Origin of the sequence: Reinekea sp. G2M2-21, from assembly GCF_015687175.1 — a bacterium.
GTDB lineage: Bacteria > Pseudomonadota > Gammaproteobacteria > Pseudomonadales > Natronospirillaceae > Reinekea.
This window is the reverse complement of sequence record NZ_JADPQG010000001.1, coordinates 1,259,626-1,281,489: the sequence shown is the minus strand read 5'-3', so window position 1 is coordinate 1,281,489 and position 21,864 is coordinate 1,259,626. Positions and strand designations below refer to the sequence as shown.

At 46.7% G+C, this 21,864-nt stretch carries 23 protein-coding genes; 5 read left to right on the top strand and 18 right to left on the bottom strand.

All coding sequences use genetic code 11. The features are described from left to right. Positions 1–230: 230 nt before the first annotated feature. Together IYN85_RS05925 and IYN85_RS26120 are read left to right on the top strand one after the other, a co-directional pair. Positions 231–1,565 carry a substrate-binding domain-containing protein gene (locus IYN85_RS05925; RefSeq protein WP_196157894.1) on the top strand — a complete coding sequence of 445 codons (1,335 nt, stop codon included), beginning with the start codon at positions 231–233 and terminating at the stop codon, positions 1,563–1,565. A gap of 86 nt (positions 1,566–1,651) precedes the next feature. Continuing rightward, complete coding sequence (locus tag IYN85_RS26120) at positions 1,652–1,966, top strand: LysR family transcriptional regulator (protein ID WP_196157893.1); 315 nt, start codon at positions 1,652–1,654, stop codon at positions 1,964–1,966. A gap of 81 nt (positions 1,967–2,047) precedes the next feature. Here the strand turns inward: IYN85_RS26120 and IYN85_RS05915 are convergent, their stop codons facing one another. Beyond that, entirely contained in the window at positions 2,048–2,974 is a 927-nt protein-coding gene (locus IYN85_RS05915) for an electron transfer flavoprotein subunit alpha/FixB family protein (protein WP_196157892.1), read from the bottom strand. Continuing rightward, positions 2,971–3,723 carry an electron transfer flavoprotein subunit beta/FixA family protein gene (locus IYN85_RS05910; protein WP_196157891.1) on the bottom strand — a complete coding sequence of 251 codons (753 nt, stop codon included), beginning with the start codon at positions 3,721–3,723 and terminating at the stop codon, positions 2,971–2,973. The genes IYN85_RS05915 and IYN85_RS05910 overlap by 4 nt, the downstream gene beginning before the upstream one ends. Before the next feature lie 354 nt (positions 3,724–4,077). Here IYN85_RS05910 and IYN85_RS05905 point away from each other — a divergent pair, with 354 nt between their 5' ends. Beyond that, positions 4,078–5,733, top strand: a complete 1,656-nt coding sequence (locus IYN85_RS05905) for an electron transfer flavoprotein-ubiquinone oxidoreductase (RefSeq protein ID WP_196157890.1) — start codon at positions 4,078–4,080, stop codon at positions 5,731–5,733. A gap of 42 nt (positions 5,734–5,775) precedes the next feature. On the opposite strand, the gene IYN85_RS05900 is transcribed toward IYN85_RS05905, so the two are convergent. The 14 genes from IYN85_RS05900 to IYN85_RS05835 all read right to left on the bottom strand — a co-directional run bounded on the left by IYN85_RS05900 (position 5,776) and on the right by IYN85_RS05835 (position 16,026). Then, a complete protein-coding gene (locus IYN85_RS05900; RefSeq protein WP_196157889.1) occupies positions 5,776–6,300 on the bottom strand; it encodes a DUF1285 domain-containing protein in 525 nt (174 codons plus the stop codon). Beyond that, complete coding sequence (locus IYN85_RS05895) at positions 6,300–6,914, bottom strand: TetR/AcrR family transcriptional regulator (RefSeq protein ID WP_196157888.1); 615 nt, start codon at positions 6,912–6,914, stop codon at positions 6,300–6,302. The genes IYN85_RS05900 and IYN85_RS05895 overlap by 1 nt, the downstream gene beginning before the upstream one ends. Before the next feature lie 53 nt (positions 6,915–6,967). After that, positions 6,968–7,321, bottom strand: coding sequence for a PilZ domain-containing protein (locus IYN85_RS05890; RefSeq protein ID WP_196157887.1), 354 nt, complete (start codon positions 7,319–7,321; stop codon positions 6,968–6,970). Further along, positions 7,318–8,277, bottom strand: a complete 960-nt coding sequence (gene holB, locus IYN85_RS05885; RefSeq protein ID WP_196157886.1) for a DNA polymerase III subunit delta' — start codon at positions 8,275–8,277, stop codon at positions 7,318–7,320. The genes IYN85_RS05890 and holB overlap by 4 nt, the downstream gene beginning before the upstream one ends. Then, entirely contained in the window at positions 8,270–8,890 is a 621-nt protein-coding gene (tmk, locus tag IYN85_RS05880; protein WP_196157885.1) for a dTMP kinase, read from the bottom strand. The genes holB and tmk overlap by 8 nt, the downstream gene beginning before the upstream one ends. Continuing rightward, the gene (gene mltG / locus IYN85_RS05875) at positions 8,887–9,939 is read right to left on the bottom strand and encodes an endolytic transglycosylase MltG (protein WP_196157884.1); all 1,053 of its coding nucleotides are present in this window, start codon (positions 9,937–9,939) and stop codon (positions 8,887–8,889) included. Before mltG ends, tmk begins: the two co-directional genes overlap by 4 nt. After that, positions 9,933–10,739, bottom strand: coding sequence for an aminodeoxychorismate lyase (gene pabC, locus IYN85_RS05870; protein WP_196157883.1), 807 nt, complete (start codon positions 10,737–10,739; stop codon positions 9,933–9,935). The genes mltG and pabC overlap by 7 nt, the downstream gene beginning before the upstream one ends. Before the next feature lie 35 nt (positions 10,740–10,774). Next, a complete protein-coding gene (gene fabF, locus IYN85_RS05865) occupies positions 10,775–12,013 on the bottom strand; it encodes a beta-ketoacyl-ACP synthase II (protein ID WP_196158499.1) in 1,239 nt (412 codons plus the stop codon). A gap of 100 nt (positions 12,014–12,113) precedes the next feature. Further along, positions 12,114–12,350, bottom strand: coding sequence for an acyl carrier protein (acpP, locus tag IYN85_RS05860; protein ID WP_008043529.1), 237 nt, complete (start codon positions 12,348–12,350; stop codon positions 12,114–12,116). Between the two features lie 102 nt (positions 12,351–12,452). Beyond that, positions 12,453–13,196 (bottom strand): 3-oxoacyl-ACP reductase FabG, encoded by a 744-nt coding sequence (gene fabG, locus IYN85_RS05855; RefSeq protein ID WP_196157882.1) that lies wholly within the window; start codon positions 13,194–13,196, stop codon positions 12,453–12,455. A gap of 3 nt (positions 13,197–13,199) precedes the next feature. Continuing rightward, positions 13,200–14,129: an ACP S-malonyltransferase gene (gene fabD / locus IYN85_RS05850; protein ID WP_370592161.1), complete on the bottom strand. Its 930-nt coding sequence runs from the start codon at positions 14,127–14,129 to the stop codon at positions 13,200–13,202. 149 nt (positions 14,130–14,278) lie between these two features. Continuing rightward, positions 14,279–15,289 (bottom strand): phosphate acyltransferase, encoded by a 1,011-nt coding sequence (locus IYN85_RS05845; protein WP_196157880.1) that lies wholly within the window; start codon positions 15,287–15,289, stop codon positions 14,279–14,281. An 8-nt stretch (positions 15,290–15,297) separates the two neighbouring features. Continuing rightward, positions 15,298–15,477, bottom strand: a complete 180-nt coding sequence (gene rpmF / locus IYN85_RS05840; protein ID WP_196157879.1) for a 50S ribosomal protein L32 — start codon at positions 15,475–15,477, stop codon at positions 15,298–15,300. A 36-nt stretch (positions 15,478–15,513) separates the two neighbouring features. Next, complete coding sequence (locus IYN85_RS05835; RefSeq protein WP_196157878.1) at positions 15,514–16,026, bottom strand: YceD family protein; 513 nt, start codon at positions 16,024–16,026, stop codon at positions 15,514–15,516. A 112-nt stretch (positions 16,027–16,138) separates the two neighbouring features. On the opposite strand from IYN85_RS05835, the gene IYN85_RS05830 reads away from it, so the two are divergent. Then, a complete protein-coding gene (locus IYN85_RS05830; protein WP_196157877.1) occupies positions 16,139–16,714 on the top strand; it encodes a nucleoside triphosphate pyrophosphatase in 576 nt (191 codons plus the stop codon). A 65-nt stretch (positions 16,715–16,779) separates the two neighbouring features. Here IYN85_RS05830 and IYN85_RS05825 read toward each other — a convergent pair whose 3' ends face one another. Then, positions 16,780–17,763 carry a S49 family peptidase gene (locus IYN85_RS05825; RefSeq protein WP_196157876.1) on the bottom strand — a complete coding sequence of 328 codons (984 nt, stop codon included), beginning with the start codon at positions 17,761–17,763 and terminating at the stop codon, positions 16,780–16,782. Positions 17,764–17,772: 9 nt separating this feature from the next. Then, complete coding sequence (locus tag IYN85_RS05820; RefSeq protein WP_196157875.1) at positions 17,773–18,714, bottom strand: RluA family pseudouridine synthase; 942 nt, start codon at positions 18,712–18,714, stop codon at positions 17,773–17,775. A 440-nt stretch (positions 18,715–19,154) separates the two neighbouring features. Between IYN85_RS05820 and rne the strand changes: the two genes are divergently transcribed. Next, on the top strand, positions 19,155–21,845 hold the full coding sequence (rne, locus tag IYN85_RS05815) for a ribonuclease E (protein WP_230390488.1): 2,691 nt from the start codon (positions 19,155–19,157) through the stop codon (positions 21,843–21,845). Positions 21,846–21,864: the final 19 nt, after the last annotated feature.

The following is a 21,864-nucleotide window of genomic DNA, read 5'->3' as shown; positions in this document are numbered from 1 at the left end:
ATACGCCGATATCTTGGGAGACCCAAGTACAAAACTTATGGTGTTCGGATCAACAAAGCTTTCACAAACTTGCAGAGAAAACAGAACAATCACCATGACGGACAGTTAAACAAAGACACTAACATCAGTCCTAAAAAACCATTCCCTTGGTATAGCATTGCGACAGGACTGTCATAAAACCGTCATCAAAATATCATATTTTTCCGGCGACTTTTAAAACGGCCTGTGACATGAAAAAAATTCTCATCTACCTGTTTCTAACCCTTCCGATTCTTTCTTATGCGGATGTCTTTGACCAAAACCCGGCTACCCCAAATGAGCGAGGCTTTCTATTTGAAATACATGGTTCTAACACCATTGGCGCAGAGCTTGCTCCGACTCTATTGGCGCGCTGGTTGCAATACCATGAGTTCACCGACATTCAACGCTCGACGCTGGCTGAAAACGAACAGTTACTCAGCGCGACAAAACCAGGTATCGGCTCTGTTTCAATCTTTATCGCGGCACATGGCTCAGGAACGGGCTTTGCTCAAATCAAACAGGGCACAGCCGATATTGCCGCAGCATCAAGACCGGCAAAAGACAGTGAAAATGCCCTATTTCCGAACACCGATATCAGCGATTTTGAACACGAGACCGTGGTTGCAATCGACGGTATATCCGTGATCGTGCATCCCGGGAACGGTATTGGCTCACTGACGATAGATCAGATAGGACAGATTTTTGCCGGAGAAATAAGCAATTGGTCTGAACTCGGCGGTAAAAACCTGCGTATCAGTGTCCACGCCCGAGACGATAAATCTGGAACTTTTGATACCTTTAATACTCTGGTGTTAAAACGAGGCTACCAATTGTCTGGTGAAGCGAGCCGTTACGAATCAAATCAGGAGCTTGCGAATATGGTTGCTTCTTTACCCGGCGCAATCGGGTTTACATCGGTGGCCACTCTTGGTGCCTCGAAAGCACTGAGAATCGCGGATGGCGAGGGAATCGCAATGGCACCGACACATACCACTATTGCGACCGAAGATTACCCTTTGGCGCGCCGACTGTATTTGTATCAGGTCAACACCAGCAACCCATTTGCCAGAGATTTTCTAGAATTCGCAAAAAGCGTCGCAGGCCAGAGTTCCGTTGGGGAGCTTGGGTTTATTTCACTTAATCTTGAAGAGTTGCCCATGACCGTCCAAGGGGAAATACCTGCGGGATACGCGTTGATTACCGAAAAATCCAAACGTATAACCACCAATTTCAGGTTTGTTCCCGGTACTAAAAAACTGGACAACAAGGCGTTAGACGATCTGGGTCGACTGGCGGATTACATGAAGCGCCCAGAAAATCAAAATCGGAAGCTGATTCTTATCGGTTTTTCAAACCAGCAGAAGGATGAGTTTAAAGCCAGATTATTGTCTGAATCCCGGGTTATTTCCGTTAAGCGCGAGCTGGATAATTTGGGTGTGGTTTCTTCAGCATTGACCGGCTACGGTCAAATCAACCCGATCGCCTCAAATGCAGATATTAAATACGCGTTGCGCAATCAACGGGTAGAGGTTTGGATACGCTAGAGGGTTGATTTCCTGCTCTTCCAATTTGCCTCGTTATTCTTAAGCTATCGACCTATAAAATAAAAACAACACAGGTCGTAGTCTTCATGTCTAATCTGGCGTCAGATTTAAATCTTTACCGCGTTTTACATACCATCTATGTCTCGGGTAACTTAACCAAAGCGGGGCAAGCCCTTGGGGTAACTCAGCCCGCGGTCAGTAATGCGTTGTCCCGTTTGCGGAAGTTGTACGATGACCCATTATTTGTGCGCTCTGGCACCCGCATGAGACCAACCTACAAAACAGAACAGATAATCCCGCAAGTCATAATTGCTCTGGATTTATTGTCTTCGACCATGCAAAAACCCAATACGCCCGACAACCAGGCCAATCTTTACTCAACCTCAAATTATTCCGCCTAACCCGGTACTCTGAGCAACTGATTTTTTGGGGACAAAAAAAGCCCGGTAAAAACCGGGCCTTGGTTATATAGCATTCCGGACTTAAAGCGCAGCTTCCAACTCAGGCAATGCATCGAACAAATCGGCGACCAAGCCATAATCAGCTACCTGAAAAATCGGAGCTTCTTCGTCTTTATTGATCGCCACAATCACCTTACTGTCTTTCATACCCGCCAAATGCTGAATTTGACCCGATATACCGACGGCAATATAAAGTTCAGGGGCAACAATTTTACCAGTCTGACCAACCTGCATATCGTTTGGCACAAAGCCTTCATCGACTGCAGCGCGAGAAGCCCCAACTGCGGCTCCCAACTTGTCTGCAACCTTGTACAAAAGCTCAAAATTATCGCCATTCTGCATTCCGCGTCCACCAGACACAACGATACCGGCTGAAGTAAGCTCTGGACGATCCGACACAGCCAACTCTTCACTGATAAACTGGCTGACACCAGCATCAGCAACGCTTGCCAGTTCTTCTATGGTTGCACTACCTTCATTGCCAACCGCATCAAATGACGTGCCACGAACGGTTAAAACCTTAACACTGTCATTTGACTGAACCGTTGCAATTGCGTTACCTGCGTAGATAGGACGTTTAAATGTATCTGCACTCTCTACCGAGATAATTTCAGAAATCTGCTCAACATCCAGAATGGCTGCCACACGTGGCATGAAGTTTTTACCGGAAGTTGTCGCAGCGGCCAGAATATGGGTATATCCGCTTGCCGCACTAACAACTAACGCGGCCACATTTTCGGCCAGCGCATGCTCATACTGATCCGCAGAGCAATGTAAAACCTTATTCACACCGGTTAGTTTTGCCGCGGATTCCGCGACTGAAGCCGTGTTTTTACCGGCAATAAGTACTGTAATTTCACCACCAATCTGAGCCGCCGCAGCGACAACAGAGGCGGTTACTGGGGCCAACTCACTATTATTGTGTTCCGCAATGACTAATATGCTCATGACAACACCTTCGCTTCGTTTTTCAGTTTGTCGATAAGTTCAGCAACTGAACCTACTTTAATGCCGGCTTCGCGTTGTGCTGGTGGCTCAACTTTTAACGTCGATACCGTGTTTTTCACTTCGACAGAAAAATCTGCTGGTGTTTTTTTATCCAAAGGCTTGCGTTTCGCCTTCATGATGTCAGGTAACTTAACGTATCTTGGTTCATTAAGGCGTAAATCGGTGGTAACGATTGCAGGCAACTTCAGACCCACCGTTTGCAGGCCGCCGTCAATTTCGCGGACCACCTGGACAGAATCACCTTCAACGGTCACTTTACTTGCACAGGTACCTTGGGCCATACCCGTTAATGCGGCCAACATCTGACCAGTCTGATTATTGTCGGTATCAATAGACTGTTTACCTAAAATAACCAGACCTGGCTGCTCTTGTTCAACGACCGCTTTCAACAGCTTTGCCACGGTCAGTGAGCTCGCAGCCTGTTCAGTGGTGATCAAAATTCCGCGGTCGGCACCAATCGCCATGGATCGGCGAATCTGCTCTTCTGCTTTTGCTTCACCAATAGAGACGACCACCACTTCAGTGGCAACGCCCTGCTCCTTTAAACGCACTGCTTCTTCAACAGCGATATCGCAGAAAGGGTTAATGTCCATTTTGACGTTAGTCAGATCAACATCAGAATGATCTGCCTTCACTCGGACCTTAACGTTGTAATCAACAACGCGTTTTACGGGTACCAAAATTTTCATAGTGTCCTCAATAATTCTTGTGATTTCCGGCAACGATTGAAAATCGGGAAACGAATTCTGAACCTGATTGGCTCCATTGCGCAGTACAGTCTGAGGTTCGCAGAACACTCGTGACTATTGGATAAACGCATTATTTGCGTCAATGGAACGGCCTCCTCGTCAGAGACAAGAAGCATTTAAGCCGTTTTAAACGCAAATTTCAAACAGTTGTTTTAATTTTTTGTTTGATAGGGTTAAACTCCGGGTGAAAGCGCAGTTTTCAGTGTAAAAGACTGTTGTTAATAACAAAAACTCACAAGTAGCAGTTTATTCCCATCTATTGCTATCTGTTATGTGGCTATTCAGGAGGTTTCTATGGAACGTGAATCCATGGAATTTGATGTTGTAATCGTTGGAGCAGGTCCATCAGGGCTGTCTGCGGCTATCCGGTTAATGCAAGGCGCTCAAAACGCAGGAAAAGAAATAACGGTTTGTGTTGTGGAAAAAGGCTCCGAAGTTGGCGCCCATATTCTGTCCGGGGCTGTACTGGAACCCAGCGCATTGAATGAGTTGATTCCAAATTGGAAAGAACTTGGCGCCCCTCTCAACTCTCCCGTTCAGCGCGATGAAATTCATGTGTTACGGTCGGAGACTTCAAATATACGGGTACCGCACCTGTTTGTCCCAACCACCATGAATAACGACGGTAATTACATCATCAGCCTTGGTAACCTTTGCCGTTGGCTGGCAGAGCAGGCCGAAGGGCTTGGCGTGGAAATTTTCCCTGGATTTTCTGCTGCAGACGTATTATTCGCGGAAGATGGTTCTGTCAAAGGGATTATCACCGGGGATATGGGTGTTGCCGCCGACGGTTCGGAAAAGGAAGGCTTTATGCCTGGCATGGAATTGCATGCCAAAACGACTCTGTTTGCTGAGGGCGTGCGCGGGCATCTGGGTAAGCGTGTTATAGAAAAATTTGACCTGGCCGCAGGTAAAGATGCACAGCATTTCGGCATTGGCATTAAAGAACTGTGGGAAATTCCAGCTGAACAACATGAGCAGGGCCTCGTGGTTCATACGGCAGGATGGCCATTAGAAGAACACGGAGCCGCCGGTGGTGCCTTTATGTACCACGATGAAAACAATCAGGTTTCAATTGGTTTGATCACTGATTTAGGCTACAAAAACCCTTACATCTCACCGTTCGATGAATTTCAACGCATGAAGAAGCATCCTTTGTTTGCCAAATACCTCAAGGGTGGCAAACGCTTGTCATACGGTGCCCGAGCGATAAACAAAGGTGGACCTCAGTGCCTACCAAAAATGCACTTCCCTGGTGGTTTACTGATTGGCTGCGATGCTGGCACGCTCAATGGCGCCAAAATCAAAGGTACACACACTGCAATGCGTTCCGGCATGATCGCGGCGGACACCATTCTGGCGCAAATGGATAAGGGTTATGACTATGGCCAAGACTTAAGCGATTACGCTGTTCGTTTCGCTCAGAGTAGTGTTGCTGAGGAACTCAACTTCCAACGCAACTTTGGCCCTGCTCAACATAAGTGGGGCAATATTTTAGGCTCAGCTTACTGTTTCATCGACATGAATATTTTCCGCGGCAAACTGCCTTGGACATTGAAAGATCCCGTGGCAGATTATGCTCAGTTAAAACCAGCCTCTGCATATCAGCCCATTCAGTATCCAAAGTACGATGGAGAATTGACGTTCGATAAGTTAAGTTCAGTGTTCATGTCCAACACTAACCATGAAGAAGATCAGCCTGTGCATTTACAGCTGAAAGATACCGAGCTGCCGATTCGGGATAACTTGCCTAAATTTGCAGAACCAGCGCAACGTTACTGCCCCGCTGGTGTTTATGAAGTGGTGGCGTCGGACGAGGGTGGACAGCGCTTCCAAATCAACGCTCAGAACTGTGTTCACTGTAAAACGTGCGACATTAAAGACCCTGCCCAAAATATCACCTGGGTCACACCAGAAGGTGGCGGTGGGCCAAACTATCCAAACATGTAAACGCTTGTTTGCCAAACCAGCCAACTGCCCTGCAGTTGGCTTTTATTCTTCCACGGTTGCCAATAGAATTAAATCTTCACCACTGTGTAACCATAGCTTCGAATCTTGCAAACCTTCATGATCCAGTGCATATGTCTGCCACTGATACATTACACTCTGATTAATCCGAGCCGTTAAATTTGACCGCCAAAAAATAACAGGATTCTGATCGTCACTGACATTTAAGTGTGCCTCATTCGTTAACTCTTTCACTTCCCCCAGATTGTTCGTCATAAACCAACGATCGTTGATGTGCTCGGCACGACTAACGATAAAAGGTGTGTTCTCGACTGTAATGCGTACTTTTTCAACTGGCGTAACGAGATAATATTCTCCCGTTTCGTACTTCAAAATAGAGGCAAATAATTTAATCAGAGGTGCGCGCTCTATAACACTGCCCTCGTGAACCCATTGACCATCGTGACGAATAACCAAGTCCATATCGGCACAATGTGCAGGGTTCCACAACTCTACTGGAGGTGACGATTGGGCGGATATTTGTTTTAACAACTCATCTAGTCGTTGCACTATTTGCCCTCCCCGATTGAACTGACAGATTCCAATAAAAATCGGGTAAAACCTCGCCTATCCAGAATGAGTTCATGAAAGAAATCGGACTCTGACAAGTTCGCAACACCATTAGCGATAGACCACACCAGACCGTAGTAGAAACGAACATTTTCTTTATCAATAGGCTTCATTCGGGACAGTTTCGATTCAACTATCGACGAAAACTCATCGACATGTTGGCGTCGAAGAAGCTGCCATTGTGTAAATCTCGGTAATTCGCATTTTTTTTCCAGCAAGTACTTTTCCAGACGAACCAGTACCCGATATTTTTCAACGTGCTGAATGCGAAACTTCAAATACTGCTCAAGCAAATCCGAAACAGTTCCGTACACGCGCAAATCTTTTAACATAGACGTTAATGCCATTTCATCGGTCAACAATATGGCGGCGTAGACATCTTCTTTATTGGCAAAATATTTATAAAAGGTAGCTTTGCTCACACCCACCGCTTTCATGAGCTGTGCCACATTAATGGTGTTTTCATGATGGATAATGAACAGATTAAGGGCCGAGGTAATAACGGCTCGTTCGGAGGGACTCTGTTCGGCAATGGTAAACTGATCTTCGAGCATAGGAATTCAACTGTGGTGTGCAGAGCATTATGGCTCTGCAATTGCTCAACAAATTACATCGTGTGTGTTGGCTTGTCTGAATTCAAAGCCCCTGCTAAATATGTTTCGATCTTGTCTTTAGCCAGTTCATTCTTCTTAGAAAACTGCACTCCAATACCCGTTGCTCGGTTTCCCTGCGCACCTCTGGGTGTGATCCAGATAACTTTGCCAGCAACCGGTATTTTTTCTGGTTCATCCATCAGGGTTAGTAGCAGGAAAACGTCGTCACCAATATTGAAACGTTTATTCGTTGCAATAAACAACCCCCCATTTTTAACAAACGGCATGTAGGCTGCATATAAAACGGCTTTGTCTTTCATAGTAATGGACAAAATACCACTACGGGCGCCGCCTAATTTAGGGTTCATTGTATTCCTCTCATTTCCAACCAACGGGATGCCAAGTCTTCGGCTAACAGTTGGGCATTCAAATTTGATTGCCGCTTCATCGCCGTCATTTTTTCTACAATATAGTCACGAAAACGGAATAACGAAACGCTATTCTGACTTTGCAGTGACTTTAACAACCCTTCTGAAACCGGCGCAAGCTCTATTTTTGCATTTTGTTGCAGCCGGACCGCAGAATCGACCCAAACCAGAATTTGTCTGTATAAATCATCGATATTGGTCGTGAAAATGTATTGGCTTAACTCGGTAAAACTTTGATTTGAAAGGAATTTACTTTCGGCTTCGTACCATCGATCAAGCTGCTCCTTTTCTATCGTCAACGCTTCCAACGGGCGCAAAAAAGCAACACTTAAGGCGGAGTAAGGGTCTGATGCCAAGCCTTTTGTAGCCAGGTAGTCGAGAGATTGTTCGATACTGGGCTTATCCAGCTGAACAATCCTGCAACGAGAACGGATCGTCGGTAGCGTCTGACCCAGCTGATCCGTTTCCAAGAGAATAAAGGTGTTTTGGGTCGGCTCTTCAAGTACCTTGAGAAGCGCATTAGCGGCATTCGCGTTCATCTTTTGGGCAGATTCAATATAAACAACCTTATTACCCCCCTGCTGCGCCGTTTCGGAGACTTTTTTGTTCATCCCGCGAATAGCATCGACCTTAATGGTCATACTCTTACCTTCTGGTTCAATTACCAAGTAGTCTGGGTGATGACCGCTTTGTTGTAGCTGACAGGATTTGCAGTGTCCACAGGCCGTGCTGCTTGGGTTCAGGCACAGTAAATAATTAACCAGATGCTGCATGAACAAGCCAGCACCATCACCTTTATGGCCAACAATCAGCATTCCATGCGGTAACTTTTGCTGACGATACTGCTGACATATGGCGTCAAAGGAGGTCTTCAACCAAACAGGCAGATTATCCATAACGTTTCTCCAACTCGCTTATCAGCTGCTTTGAAACGTCATTGATTGTTGCAGACGCATCCAAACGGATAAAGCGCAGAGCGTTTTCTGCTTGTCTTTCGGTATAGGCTGAACGGCAACGATTAAAGAAATCAATGGCCTCCGTTTCAATTCGGTCCAGTTCTCCGCGCGCGCGCGCGCGGGACAACCCAAGCTCTGCATCACAGTCAAACCAAAGAGTCAGATCGGGCTGAAAGTCCTTCAATACAAATAACTCCAACTCACGGATTATGGCTTTGTCGAGCTGTCGACCGCCACCTTGATAGGCATAAGTTGCATCCGTAAAACGATCGGAAACAACCCACTTTCCCGCTCTGAGAGCCGGTTTGATTTTGGTTTCAACATGCTGCTGCCGAGCAGCGAAAACCAATAGCAATTCGGTCATTGGATCCATTTTTTCTTCGTGATGCGACAAAACAACCGTACGGATGTGTTCTGCGATTTCTGTCCCGCCAGGCTCTCTTGTTCGTATATAGGGTATCGAGCGAGATTCCAACCAGTGACAAAGCACTTCTGCTTGCGTGGTTTTTCCAACCCCTTCCAAACCTTCTATGGTGATAAATTGCGCGTTCATTGAGGTTCATCTCCGCTGGTGGCGGTTGTTGGAGCTGACTGATAGTCGGACCGGCGTCCGAAGCGCTGATACTGCCGGACAGCTTGGTTGTGTTCATCTAAAGTCACGGAAAAATGATGGGTACCATCGCCTTTGGCGACAAAAAACAGGGTATTGCCATCTGCAGGATTCAACGCCGCCGCAATGGCTTCGCGCCCGGCATTTGCGATTGGCGTTGGTGGCAAGCCTTTGCGCGTGTATGTATTGTAAGGCGTATCCGCACGCAAATGACTGCGGGTTAAGTTACCATTAAAATCCGGTCCCAGCCCATAGATAACGGTCGGATCGGTCTGTAACCGCATTCCCTGCTTTAAACGTCGGGTAAAGACACCTGAAATCATCGGTCTTTCAAAAGCGGCGCCGGTTTCTTTCTCAATAATCGATGCCAATATCAGAGCTTCATAGGGCGTCGACACTTCAGCCTCTGCCGATTTTTTCCCCCATTCTTCGGCGAGAACTTTTTGCGTTCTCTGGTACGCCAACTTGAGAATTTCGATATCGGTTGTGCCCGTTTCAAAAAAATAGGTATCTGGGAAAAACCAACCTTCAGGATGTTGAATATCTGATGATATTTGAGCCATGATTTCTTCTTGATGGGCATCGCCAATAGTATGCAAAACAAACGAATTCCTGCTTAACACCTGAAGATTATCGGCAAATGTTTTTCCTTCAATAAATTGAATGGACCGAAGTAGTTTTTCACCCGCAATAATCTTCTTCACCGCCTCAGTCGATGACATATCGGACGTCAATATGTATTCGCCACGCTGCAACTTAGTTAGTTCGTTATAGCGTAACCAAACTTCATGCACCCGCGGCATGGTTATCCACCCTCTGACGGCAAAGTCATTCAAAACCCGCTTTAGTGAAGCGCCCCGCTCCACGACATAACTGGTTTCTGTATCACTGAAGCGCATTGGTTTTTGAACTTCCTTCAGTAAATAGCTGGTCAATGCAGCTCCAATCGCTATGGAGAGGAAAAACAACCCAATTAATATTTTCTTTAACACGGGATACCTATATTTTCTCTAAATAGATTTATCTCTGCCGCGACGGATAGGTCACGCTGGTTTAAACGCCCAACAGGGACAACGCCGATAAGGCTGTTACAAACAAAGGCAGCATCAACGTCTCGAAGACTATCTACATGACACTTGGCCACCTGAATTTCAGAAAATTTATCCAGAAGCTGCTTACGGATAATGCCAGCGACCCCGCATTGCGATAAATCGGGTGTCATCCATTGACCGTGCACCCGAAGAAACAGATTACTCATACTGCCTTCCATCACAAAGCCTTCAGTATCACATAGCAGAACTTCATCAAATTGAGAGCTTTCATATTCAGCACGGGCCAAGACTGAATCGAGTCGATTTAAATGTTTCATGCCTGCTAACGAAGGATTTACCGAAATCTTCGTTGAAGCCAAACAAACCCTTGCCAACGCAAAACACCAATCAGGCTTTTGATATGGCTTTATCTGAATAATGAGATCGGTTGACTGAGCCAGTTTATCAAACCCATAGCCCCTTCCCGGATAGCGCCGCAAAGCCATAATTTTAATGACATGTGGTTCCCATAACCCTGCGGTTAATTCGGTCAGTTGCGCAATCAGCCTAGTCTGATCAACTACCGACCAATGTAATTTCAACGCAGCACAACCATGCATGAGACGCGCTAAATGATCGTCAAGGAACTCAAGATGTCCAGAATGGTAAAGAATGGTTTCAAACAAACCATCACCGTAGGCCAACGCCCGGTGGTCAGGTGAGATATGACCGGGTTGGCCATTAACTAAACATATTTCCATAAAGAGTTCGGGGCTAGAGATAGCCCCGGATAGTATCAGATTTTACTGAAAATCAGCGATCCATTTGTCCCGCCAAAGCCAAAAGAGTTGCTCAACGCGTGGTTAATGGTCATTTGACGAGCTGTATGAGCCACATAGTCCAAATCACATTCAGGATCGGGGTTTTCCAAATTGATGGTCGGTGGAGCGACTTGATCACGGATAGCGAGAATACTGAAGATAGCTTCTACCGCCCCTGCTGCACCTAACAAATGACCGATCATGGACTTGGTCGAACTGACGACAATTTTATCCGCATCAGCGCCATAAACAGATTTAGCGGCTTTTGATTCAGCCACATCACCAGCAGGTGTAGAGGTCCCATGTGCGTTTATGTAGTTCACATCGACTGGGTTCAAGCCGGCATCGTTCATAGCATTTTTCATGGCCGCTGCCGCACCTGCACCATCTGCTGGTGGAGAAGTCATATGATAGGCATCGCCACTCATACCGAAACCGGTCAGTTCTGCATAAATCTTGGCGCCGCGAGCTTTCGCGTGCTCGTACTCTTCTAAAACAATAACGCCAGCACCATCACCCAGCACAAAACCATCCCGGTCTTTGTCCCATGGACGACTTGCACGGGTAGGATCATCATTCCGGGTAGACAACGCACGCGCGGCACCAAAGCCACCCATACCAAGCTGACCAGACGCCATCTCAGCGCCGCCGGCAATCATCGCATCAGCATCGCCATAGGCTATTGTGCGCGCTGCATAGCCAATATTATGGGTGCCAGTGGTGCAAGCGGTGGTTATCGCAATATTCGGACCTTTAAAGCCATATTCAATCGACAGGTTACCGGAAATCATATTAATAATGGCCGCTGGAACAAAAAACGGTGACACGCGACGTGGTCCGCCTTTCAACATGGCTGCAAAATTTTTCTCAATTGTATCGAGACCACCAATTCCAGAACCCACTGCAACGCCGATACGGGAAGCATTCTGTTCGGTGGCTTCTATACCAGAATCCCGAATGGCTTCAACCGCTGCTGCATACCCATATTGGATAAAACCATCCATTTTTTTGGTGTCTTTTGGGTTCATATATTGTGCAGGGTCAAAATCTTTGACCTGTGCAGCAAACTTTGTTGTGAATTTTTCTGTATCAAAATTCTCAATCAAGTTTACGCCACTCTTTCCAGCCAAAATGCCTTCCCAGGTTGTTTCGACAGAATTTCCAAGAGGACTGATACAGCCCAATCCAGTAACGACCACACGTCGCTTAGACATTGAATACCTCCACATCCGCCAACATAAAAGCGGTTTAAAACCATAAAAAAAGCCGTATTGCCTTAACGTCAATACGGCTCTTTTAAACTGACTTGATCAATTAACCCAGGTGAGTGTTAACGTAGTCGATCGCGTCCTGTACTGTAGACAATTTTTCTGATTCTTCATCAGGAATTTCAGTTTCGAACTCTTCTTCAAGAGCCATAACCAAGTTTACAGTGTCCAAAGAGTCGGCACCTAAATCATCGATAAACGATGCTTGAGGTGTAACGTCTTCTTCTTTAGCGCCTAACTGCTCACAAACAATTTTCTTTACGCGATCTTCAATGCTGCTCATTATGAGAACTCCCTAAAAGTATTTAGCACCGTTTAATGTGCCGGCTAGTGTATATAAACGTTATTCAATTGGGCAAGTGAAAAGACTATTTACCTTGCGGAATTAGCCCATGTACATACCACCATTGACGTGAAGTGTTTCTCCAGTGATGTAAGAAGCGCCATCACTGACTAAAAATGCGACCGCATGAGCAATTTCATCCGGATCACCTAAGCGCGCCAATGGCACCTGCTTCAATAGAGTTTCTTTCACGGTTTCCGGTAGTTCGTGTGTCATATCCGTTTGAATGAAACCGGGCGCCACTGAGTTGACCGTGATATTGCGACTGCCAATTTCACGCGCCAAAGACCTGGTAAAGCCCTCAACACCGGCTTTAGCGGCGCAGTAATTTGCCTGACCGGCATTGCCCATTGACCCGACAACGGATGAAATATTGACGATCCGCCCAAAACGGGCACGAGTCATGGATTTGATAACTGCTTTACTCATACTGAAAACCGACGTCAGATTGGTATCCAATACCGAATGCCACTCATCATCTTTCATACGTAAAAACAGGTTGTCCTGAGTTATGCCCGCATTGTTGACCAAAATAGCAGGATCAGCAAAATCTTCTTTGATTTGAGCCATAACGGCTTTAATAGATTCAGCATCGGTCACATTAAGACAATACCCCTTGCCCTCTATCCCTTTTTCAGAGAAACGGGCTGAAATCTTATCAGCGCCAGAGTCAGACGTTGCCGTACCAACAACCACATAGCCTTCGCAGCCTAACTTGTCTGCGATGGCTGCACCAATGCCTCTGCTGGCCCCTGTTACCAACGCAACTTTTTTTGCATCCGTCATAATTTACCCTATTCGTTTCTCAAAAGAAGCCAGATCGCCAATAGCTGTATGGGTGACTTCAGTTGCAATTCGCTTGTTAAGTCCGGTCAAGACTTTTCCTGGACCGCACTCGATAATTTCATTGATACCAGCTTCCGACATCGCAGCAACAGAGCGAGTCCATAATACCGGCATATAAAGCTGTTCGAGCAGATTTTGCCGAATTTCGGCGACATTCGTCACAGCAGCAGCGACCCTGTTTTGGATAATTGGGGCCAGTGGCGCGTTAAACATCGTATCTTGCAACGCCGAAGCCAGTTTTTCGGCAGCAGGTTTCATAAGATCGCAGTGGGAAGGAACACTGACGGTTAAAGGCAGTACACGCTTGGCGCCTTTATCTTTTAAAATCACCATGGCTCGCTCCACAGCAGCTTTTGAACCGGCAATCACAACCTGCCCTGGGGTATTGAAGTTTACTGCTGCGACAACGTCGCCTTGAGTGGCTTCCACACAAGCTGCTACAACATCTTCATCACTTAAGCCCAAGACTGCTGCCATCAAACCTTCACCGGTTGGCACAGCCTGCTGCATCAGCTGACCACGCAATTCAACCAACTTGACCGCCGCCGTAAAGTCGAGAACACCACTGGCAACCAGTGCACTGTATTCACCTAGGCTATGACCCGCAAACAGCGCCGGTTTTGCACCACCGTTCTGCAACCATAAGCGATAAAGAGCAACACTGACGGTGAGTAGTGCTGGTTGAGTTTTTTCCGTTTTATTCAGCTCTTCAACAGGCCCTTGAGAGATCAAATGAGACATATTGTAACCGAGTGCATCTGACGCTTCTTCAAAGGTCGTCGCGACCAAACTGAACTTTTCGGCAAAATCATTCAGCATGCCTACCTGTTGTGAGCCCTGCCCCGGAAAAACAAACGCTATGTTACTCATCACAAACCCTGTCAAATTTAATTGTTCGGCATTATCCGCCCAATACGAGTACTTTAAAGCAGCGGACTGTTAAAACATTTATGAATTATAGGAACTAGAAAACAAAGATATTCGTATATAAATCAACAAATATGAACAAAACACCACGAAGCTTAGCGCAATAAATGCAATTCTGTGTCTAAGAGTCGATCCAGTTCTGCCCATATTGAACCAACCATACTGGCAGAGGCTGCCGTACCGGCTCGCTTTAGGGCGGCTGTAAACGCTTTTTCCCCCGCATTTCCATGACTTTTTACGACCAACAGATTGCTACCCGCTACCAGAGCGCCGTTAGACAAGCGCGGATCAAGACTTTGCAGGGAGGCCCGCATCTGACGCTTCAACCACAGCCCCAGAAGTCTGGATAAAAGTCCTTTTGTCAAGTTGTCCCGCATTACGTCAAAAATGAGATTAAGCGTGCCTTCTGAGGCTTTAATAACAGAATTACCGGTAAAGCCATCGGTGACAAGAATATCCAGGCCACCTTTGAACGCTTCAGAAGCCTCAACAAACCCCTGATAATCGATAGTAGACCATTGAGCTAAAGCTTCATGAGCGGCTCGCACCTCAGGCGGCCCCTTGAAATACTCCTGACCTATATTCAACAAGCCTACTTTGGGGCGTTCGTTTGTATCGCGCAATATTCCTGTCCCCACAGCCGCAAACGCCAGCAACTGATCTGCCGTTGCCGTAAAAGATGCGCCCAAATCGAGCATCACGGTAGAACGTTCCGGTGTTGGTAACCATGAGGCCAGCACAGGCCGCGACAGTAACGAATGCAGTTGACCGTACTTAGACATTAACACCAACAAAACACCCGTGTGCTCACTGGAAACCAACACGTCTACATCTTGGTTGTGTAATGCTCGAAAACAGATTTCAATGGAACTGAAGCCGTCCTTACGTAATAACCGACTGGGCTTCTCAGCAGCCTCCCCAATAGGGTCTGCATCGATCCATTCGATATTAGTCGGACAGTGCTGGACATAGGGTCGATATACACGGGAGTCACCAACAAGAACACCGTAATGCTGAGGATTTTCTCGAAAAAACTGAAATGAGGCGGGAATAATGACGGAGGGGCCGAAATCCCCTCCGTGCAGGTCAATGGCAAAACGAGCCATTAAACCTATTAGTCGTCACTACCAGCAACAACTTTACGGCCTTTATAAAAGCCATCTGCAGAAACATGGTGACGACGGTGAGTTTCACCGGTTGTCGCGTCTACAGAAAGAGTTGGTGTTGACAACGCATCGTGTGAACGACGCATGCCGCGACGTGAACGAGTCACTTTTGATTTTTGAACTGCCATGGCCTAAAGCCTCCTGCTAACTGATTTCTCTGAAAATTATTTCAGATCTTTTAACACATCGAACGGATTAGCCCTTTCAGGAACTTCTCCAGACTCATCCGCCCCAAAATGGGTTTCTATATGGCATTCGCCTTCAGGATGCATTGCATGCATTGGCAGACAGAGTAACAACTCGTCTTCGACAATACTCGCCACATCCAAAGGCTCATCTGGAAGCAATAACAACGAATCCAAATGTGCCGGTAATGCTTTAGCCATTTCATCGTAATAAACCAACGCAAGGTTAAATGAACCTTCCAGCTTATAATTAAAGGCTTTTAAGCAACGTTGGCACAACACATCAGCTGCGCCCTGTACATGCCCGGTAATAACGCGACGCCCAGAGTCATCCAAATCAAAACTCAATGTTGTTTGAGCAGATTCAGTAACACCTTCGGTTACATCGTCCAAGCGTTTTAGCCTTTGCGCATTTATCTCACCGCTCAATTCAGACTTTTTGTCCGCTAATTGATAAGGATTTACACGGTCAGGCAACTCGAAATTTGACATAGGCGCGGTATGATACGTATGCAAGGTGTTAAGTCAAAGGCTTTTTCATGAAAATAGCCCTACCACTGGCTTTAATCGCCATATTTATAAAATAACAGGGCTCTCATTATCTATGCGTCTCATTTTAGCGACTCAATCGCCTTACAAACAAGCTCAAATGCGTCTGCTGAAAATCCCATTTTTGGCCGAATCCCCAGACGTCAAGGAAGATCACTCACTGGATCTGTCACCTGAAAAGCTTTCAATTTTTCTGGCAGAACAGAAAGCAAAAGCGTTGTTAAAAGCACATCCGAACCACCTAGTCATTGGCTCCGACCAAACGGCAACGTTCACAGATGAGGCAACCATCCTCACCAAACCTGGCACTGAAGCGAAGGCAATTGATCAATTGCTGAAAAGCAGCGATCGAACCGTTGAATTTTACAGTGGCATCTGTGTCGTTGGGGCTGGGTACGAACATTCTTGGTCGGTTAAAACCGACGTCAGGTTCCGGACGTTATCTGAACAGGAGGTCATCCGCTATGTAGATCAGGACGCTCCTCTGGATTGCGCTGGTAGCTTCAAAGTAGAATCGTTAGGTATCACTTTGTTTGAATCCATTCGATCGGACGACCCCACTGCATTAGTGGGTCTTCCGCTGATATCACTAGCACATGAGCTGCGCTCGCACGGCTTCATGACGCCTTGATCGCAAACTAAATAGGCATCAAAAGTGGCGACTCTCGAATAAACCAGAGCCACCACCCAAAGACCTTATTGAAGTGTAAATCCCTGTTGCAAACTGATTTTTGCCAGGGACTGCGCGATACTCACCCCAAGATTACGGGCAAATTGCTCAAAAGGAGACGGTCGGTAAGTGAAATCAACCAATTTTGGATATCCAAGCTCTCGAGCAAGCTCCGACGATGACTTCAGCCCGTCGATTAAACCAAGCTCAAGCGCCTGATTACCCGTCCAGAAAAGCCCACTGAACAGCTTGGGATCTTCCATCAACCGATCGCCACGACCTTTTTTCACATCATCGATAAATTGCTGATGAACATCATTCAGAAGGGCCTCAAACAATGCCTGCTCTTCTGGATCTACCGAAGAAAAAGGATCCAAAAACGCTTTATGTTCCCCGGACGTAAATTCCCGGCGTTCAATACCGACTTTATCCAGAAGCTCCTGGAATCCGAACCCGGCCGCGGTTACACCAATAGAGCCGACAACACTGGCTCCATTGGCGTAAATTTCTTCTGTGGCAGCAGCAATATAATAAGCACCGCTGGCCCCCGTATCGACAATCACTGAATATATAGAAACACCCTCATGAATACCTCGCAACCTATTGATTTCATTATAAATATAAGAACTTTGAACAGGACTACCACCTGGGCTGTTGATACGTAAAATTACGGCTTTAGTATCGCTGTGTGCCAATGCATCCCGCAAACTGCTGATTACACTATCAGCGCCAGCCTGCTCACCACTGGCGATAACGCCTTCAACATCAATTACCGCGGTATGACCACCTGTAGGTCCTATGTCGTGACTCGCGGTTGAACTGCTCCACAAATAGGCAAATATCCCAAACAAATAAACAAATGTGAGTATTTTAAAGAAAATACCCCAGCGTCGATGTCGTCGCAGCTCATCCGTGTTTGCCATAACAACACGCTCAATCAGGCGCCACTCTTTTTCCTGACTGCCAACATTACTCATAGAACCTTTTTCTTGATCAATACGTCCAAACATTGAATTACCCTATTCACTTAACCGTGCTAATAATGCCTTAAGCTTGCTGTCCAGGTCTGCGACAAAAGTCATTTCTTCACCAGTCACCGGGTGCGGCAGCACTAATTGCGCCGCATGAAGAAATAACCTTTTTAAACCAATGGCCTTGGCAATACGTTCAGATTCAGCATCTTGATATTTATCATCGCCCAAAATAGGGCAACCCAGGTATTGGCAATGCACTCTAATCTGATGTGTTCGCCCGGTCACTGGCTGCGCCTCAACCCAGGCGCAATCTGCGAATTGCTTTAAAAGTCGAAATTTAGTCACCGATGCTTTGCCATCAGGATGTACGGAAACCCGTCTTTCACCGGATTCGCTCTCATCATGTCGTAACAAGGGCGCATTCACTTTGGTTGCTTTGACTGGCCACTGCCCTTTCACGAGACACCAGTATGTTTTCTGCACATTGGTTTTTGAGCGAAACTCATCCTGCATGACCGTCAAACACTTACGCTTCTTAGCCACCAGTACAACTCCGGACGTATCTCGATCCAACCGATGCACCAACTCCAGGAACTTTTGCTGTGGTCGATCCGCACGCAATGCTTCAATCATACCCAGTTTCAAGCCAGAACCACCGTGCACTGCCAAGCCACTGGGTTTGTTTACCGCGAGCAAACATTCATCCTCATAAACCACTGCAGCGTCGAGAGCCTTTCTCAAAGATTGACCCGGCATCGCAACCACAGCCTCTTTTTCTGGATTATTCACCGGTGGGACGCGCACAATATCACCAGCAGATAGCTTGGAATCCGGCTTGGCCCGCTTCCCGTTAACTCGCACTTCTCCTTTGCGGATAACCCGGTAAATTCGGCTTTTAGGTACATTATTAAGAAAATATCGCAGAAAATTGTCGAGCCGTTGCTCCGCCCGATCTTCTTCTACTTCAATAAAACGAACTTTAGACACTCATGAACCCTAGCCACACCATAAGGATCGCGATGATAACAGGTCAGCCTACGTTGAAGCAGCCCCAGTTTACTGCTATATTCCTTCCCGCTTGGTATTCCGAGTCTGACATCCAGAGATAACACAGGTGATCAGGCAAGGGTGCCCAACACAGAAAATTAAAATTGGTTGGGCAGCAAGAACAGATTGAAACAGAAAAAGCAGTCATTACCCCCAGGTTGATAATATTCCAATCAAAAAAGGCGAATATTTCTAAATAGAGCAGGTATCTCCATAAGACTCTTCCCTAAACAGTACTGACCGCTTGGTTTAAGCATCGTGGGTATTGACCTGCATTTATTGTGCTTTTGTATCATGGTAGTCGATTTCTATCGGTGTTAGCCGCTGTGGCACCTGTCTTGTTGCTCTGAAACGAACAAAATTCAGAGTATTTAACCTCAATGAAGAGAATGTTAATTAATGCGACCCAAGCCGAAGAGCTTAGGGTTGCGCTGGTTGATGGACAAAAACTATACGACCTTGATATTGAAGCTGGTTTTCGTGAGCAGAAGAAAGCCAACATATACAAAGGACGTATCACCAGAATTGAACCCAGTTTAGAAGCGGCATTTGTCGACTTCGGCGCCGAACGTCACGGCTTCCTTCCCCTCAAAGAAATCGCCAAAGAATATTTTATCGACCCTTCTATGTCTTCTCGCTCAAGTATTAAAGAGCTGGTTAAAGAAGGCACTGAAGTTATCGTTCAAGTTGATAAAGAAGAACGCGGCAACAAAGGTGCAGCGTTAACCACTATGGTTAGCTTGGCGGGACGATATTTAGTATTAATGCCGAATAACGCCCGTGCTGGCGGCATATCACGACGGATCGAAGGCGACGAGCGCGCTCAAATCCGTGACGCATTGCAAACGGTGAATATCCCTAACGGAATGGGTGTAATTGTACGCACAGCCGGTATTGGCCGCTCTGCTGAAGAATTGCAATGGGACTTAGACTACTTACTACAATTGTGGACTTCAATTAAAGAAGCCTCTGTTGCCCGCCCTGCTCCATTCCTGATCTTGCAGGAAAGTAATGTTATCTTGCGAGCAATCCGCGATTACTTAAGACAAGACATTGATGCGGTCCTGATCGACCATAAAGACGCGTACAACTACGCGTTGGATTTCGTTCAGAAAGTCATGCCAACCTATCAAAGTAAAATCAAACTTTACGAAGACACCGTACCGCTGTTCAACCGCTACCAAATTGAAACTCAGATTGAAACTGCCTTTCAACGGGAAGTAAAACTACCTAGCGGTGGCTCTATCGTGATAGACCCAACGGAAGCCTTGGTATCGATCGATATCAACTCCAGCCGGGCAACCAAGGGCGGCGATATCGAAGAAACCGCTTTCAATACCAACATGGAAGCGGCAGAAGAAATTGCACGCCAGTTGCGTTTACGCGACATGGGCGGATTGGTGGTCATTGATTTCATCGACATGAATCAAGCGAAACACCAGCGCGAGATCGAAGCCAAGATTAAAGAATCAACCGCGTCTGACAGAGCGCGAGTGCAAATCGGCCGTCTAAGCCGTTTCGGTTTATTGGAGATGTCTCGGCAGCGTTTGCGACCGTCACTCGGGGAAACCAGCGGTATCGTTTGCCCCCGCTGTAATGGTCACGGCACTATCCGCGACGTGAAATCACTCTCTTTGGCTATTTTACGCCTTATTGAAGAAGAGTCTCTTAAGGAGCGCACTGCCCAGATTCGGACCATCGTGCCTATGGCGGTTGCAACCTTTTTGTTGAATGAGAAGCGAGAAGCCATTACCGACATTGAAAAACGTCATGGTGTTCACGTATTGGTCGTACCCAACCCTCAGATGGAGACACCGCATTACGAAGTTATCCGTATGCGTGATGACGATGAGTCTCTTACGTCCGGTGAACCCAGCTATGCGATCAAGTTCGATGAAGTTCCGTTAGAATCTGAAACTGTACTGGAAACCCAAGCCAAACCTCAGGAAGCGGCTATTTCCTCGTTACAAGTCGCGCCTCGCGCCCCTGCTCCAGAGCCAAGTGAGCCGGTCAAAGCAAAAGCCAAAGCAACGACACCTAAAGAGCCTAAAGCTCCTGGTATGTTCGCTAAAATTGGCCAATGGTTTGCAGACCTCTTCGCCGATAAAGAAACCGAAGCAAAACCTGCTAAGAAATCCACAAAACCGGCACCAGCGAACAAGAATAGCCGTAATCGGGACAACCGCGATACCCGGGATAACCGAAACAATCGGGGTAAAAGCAATCGCGGACAGGGTGCAGAACGTAAACCATCAAATCGCAACAAGCCTGCGGATGCAAACGACACCCGTAAAGTTGTTGAGGCGAAAACCGAGAAACCCGAAAAAACGGAAAAACCAGACGATCCATCCAGCAAGAACGCGCAAAACCGTCGAAACGTTAAAAAGCGACCAACCCGTGATCCGCAAACTGGCCGGGTAGCGTCTGATGAAGTAGGAGCCAACAGAAAGACACGTGGCGATAGCAAAAACGCTGCCAAGCGCGTCAATCCTGTGAAACCGAAAGAAACGATTACCGAAATTGATTTCGAATTGTTGACTAAAAAGCCGGAGCCAACGACAGAAGCAACTGATGTTGAGCTGGAAAAGACAGCAGCTGTTTCTACCGTAACCGAAAGCCCAACTGTTGAAGTAAACGTTGAGACCGTTGCTGAAGTTGAAAAATCAAATGCCAGCGAGTCGACAACAGAGTTGGAGGTGGTTACTGATGAGCCGAAACCCGCTTCTGCAGTGATTGCATCAACGTCCACAGAAAAACAGGATGAACTGACAAACGCGGCAGAAGACGCGATTGAAAAAACCACGTTAGATGCTTCACCTGAACCCGTTGTAGCTCATGAACCAATTGCTACAGTGGTTTCGGAAGAGCAAACCGAAGCAGAACCTGTTAAGGGTATTGAAACACCTGAAAACGTCGAAGCAACAGCAGAGCCAGTAGTGTCTGATACAGAGTCAAAAGAAATCGCTGAACAGGGAAAACCTGTTAAAAAGACTCGGGCACCGAATGATCCGAGAGAAGTTAAGCGTCGACAGCTTGAAGCTCAAAAACGAGAGCAGGAAAATCAGGAATAATCCTTTCCTGTGATAAAAA

Excerpts from the sequence above, each read along its gene's own strand:
- IYN85_RS05925 (WP_196157894.1), top strand. The coding sequence starts at position 231 with ATGAAAAAAATTCTCATCTACCTGTTTCTAACCCTTCCGATTCTTTCT.
- IYN85_RS26120 (WP_196157893.1), top strand. The coding sequence starts at position 1,652 with ATGTCTAATCTGGCGTCAGATTTAAATCTTTACCGCGTTTTACATACC.
- IYN85_RS05915 (WP_196157892.1), bottom strand. The coding sequence starts at position 2,974 with ATGAGCATATTAGTCATTGCGGAACACAATAATAGTGAGTTGGCCCCA.
- IYN85_RS05910 (WP_196157891.1), bottom strand. The coding sequence starts at position 3,723 with ATGAAAATTTTGGTACCCGTAAAACGCGTTGTTGATTACAACGTTAAG.
- IYN85_RS05905 (WP_196157890.1), top strand. The coding sequence starts at position 4,078 with ATGGAACGTGAATCCATGGAATTTGATGTTGTAATCGTTGGAGCAGGT.
- IYN85_RS05895 (WP_196157888.1), bottom strand. The coding sequence starts at position 6,914 with ATGCTCGAAGATCAGTTTACCATTGCCGAACAGAGTCCCTCCGAACGA.
- IYN85_RS05890 (WP_196157887.1), bottom strand. The coding sequence starts at position 7,321 with ATGAACCCTAAATTAGGCGGCGCCCGTAGTGGTATTTTGTCCATTACT.
- holB (WP_196157886.1), bottom strand. The coding sequence starts at position 8,277 with ATGGATAATCTGCCTGTTTGGTTGAAGACCTCCTTTGACGCCATATGT.
- tmk (WP_196157885.1), bottom strand. The coding sequence starts at position 8,890 with ATGAACGCGCAATTTATCACCATAGAAGGTTTGGAAGGGGTTGGAAAA.
- pabC (WP_196157883.1), bottom strand. The coding sequence starts at position 10,739 with ATGGAAATATGTTTAGTTAATGGCCAACCCGGTCATATCTCACCTGAC.
- fabF (WP_196158499.1), bottom strand. The coding sequence starts at position 12,013 with ATGTCTAAGCGACGTGTGGTCGTTACTGGATTGGGCTGTATCAGTCCT.
- acpP (WP_008043529.1), bottom strand. The coding sequence starts at position 12,350 with ATGAGCAGCATTGAAGATCGCGTAAAGAAAATTGTTTGTGAGCAGTTA.
- fabG (WP_196157882.1), bottom strand. The coding sequence starts at position 13,196 with ATGACGGATGCAAAAAAAGTTGCGTTGGTAACAGGGGCCAGCAGAGGC.
- IYN85_RS05845 (WP_196157880.1), bottom strand. The coding sequence starts at position 15,289 with ATGGCTCGTTTTGCCATTGACCTGCACGGAGGGGATTTCGGCCCCTCC.
- rpmF (WP_196157879.1), bottom strand. The coding sequence starts at position 15,477 with ATGGCAGTTCAAAAATCAAAAGTGACTCGTTCACGTCGCGGCATGCGT.
- IYN85_RS05835 (WP_196157878.1), bottom strand. The coding sequence starts at position 16,026 with ATGTCAAATTTCGAGTTGCCTGACCGTGTAAATCCTTATCAATTAGCG.
- IYN85_RS05830 (WP_196157877.1), top strand. The coding sequence starts at position 16,139 with ATGCGTCTCATTTTAGCGACTCAATCGCCTTACAAACAAGCTCAAATG.
- IYN85_RS05825 (WP_196157876.1), bottom strand. The coding sequence starts at position 17,763 with ATGTTTGGACGTATTGATCAAGAAAAAGGTTCTATGAGTAATGTTGGC.
- rne (WP_230390488.1), top strand. The coding sequence starts at position 19,155 with ATGAAGAGAATGTTAATTAATGCGACCCAAGCCGAAGAGCTTAGGGTT.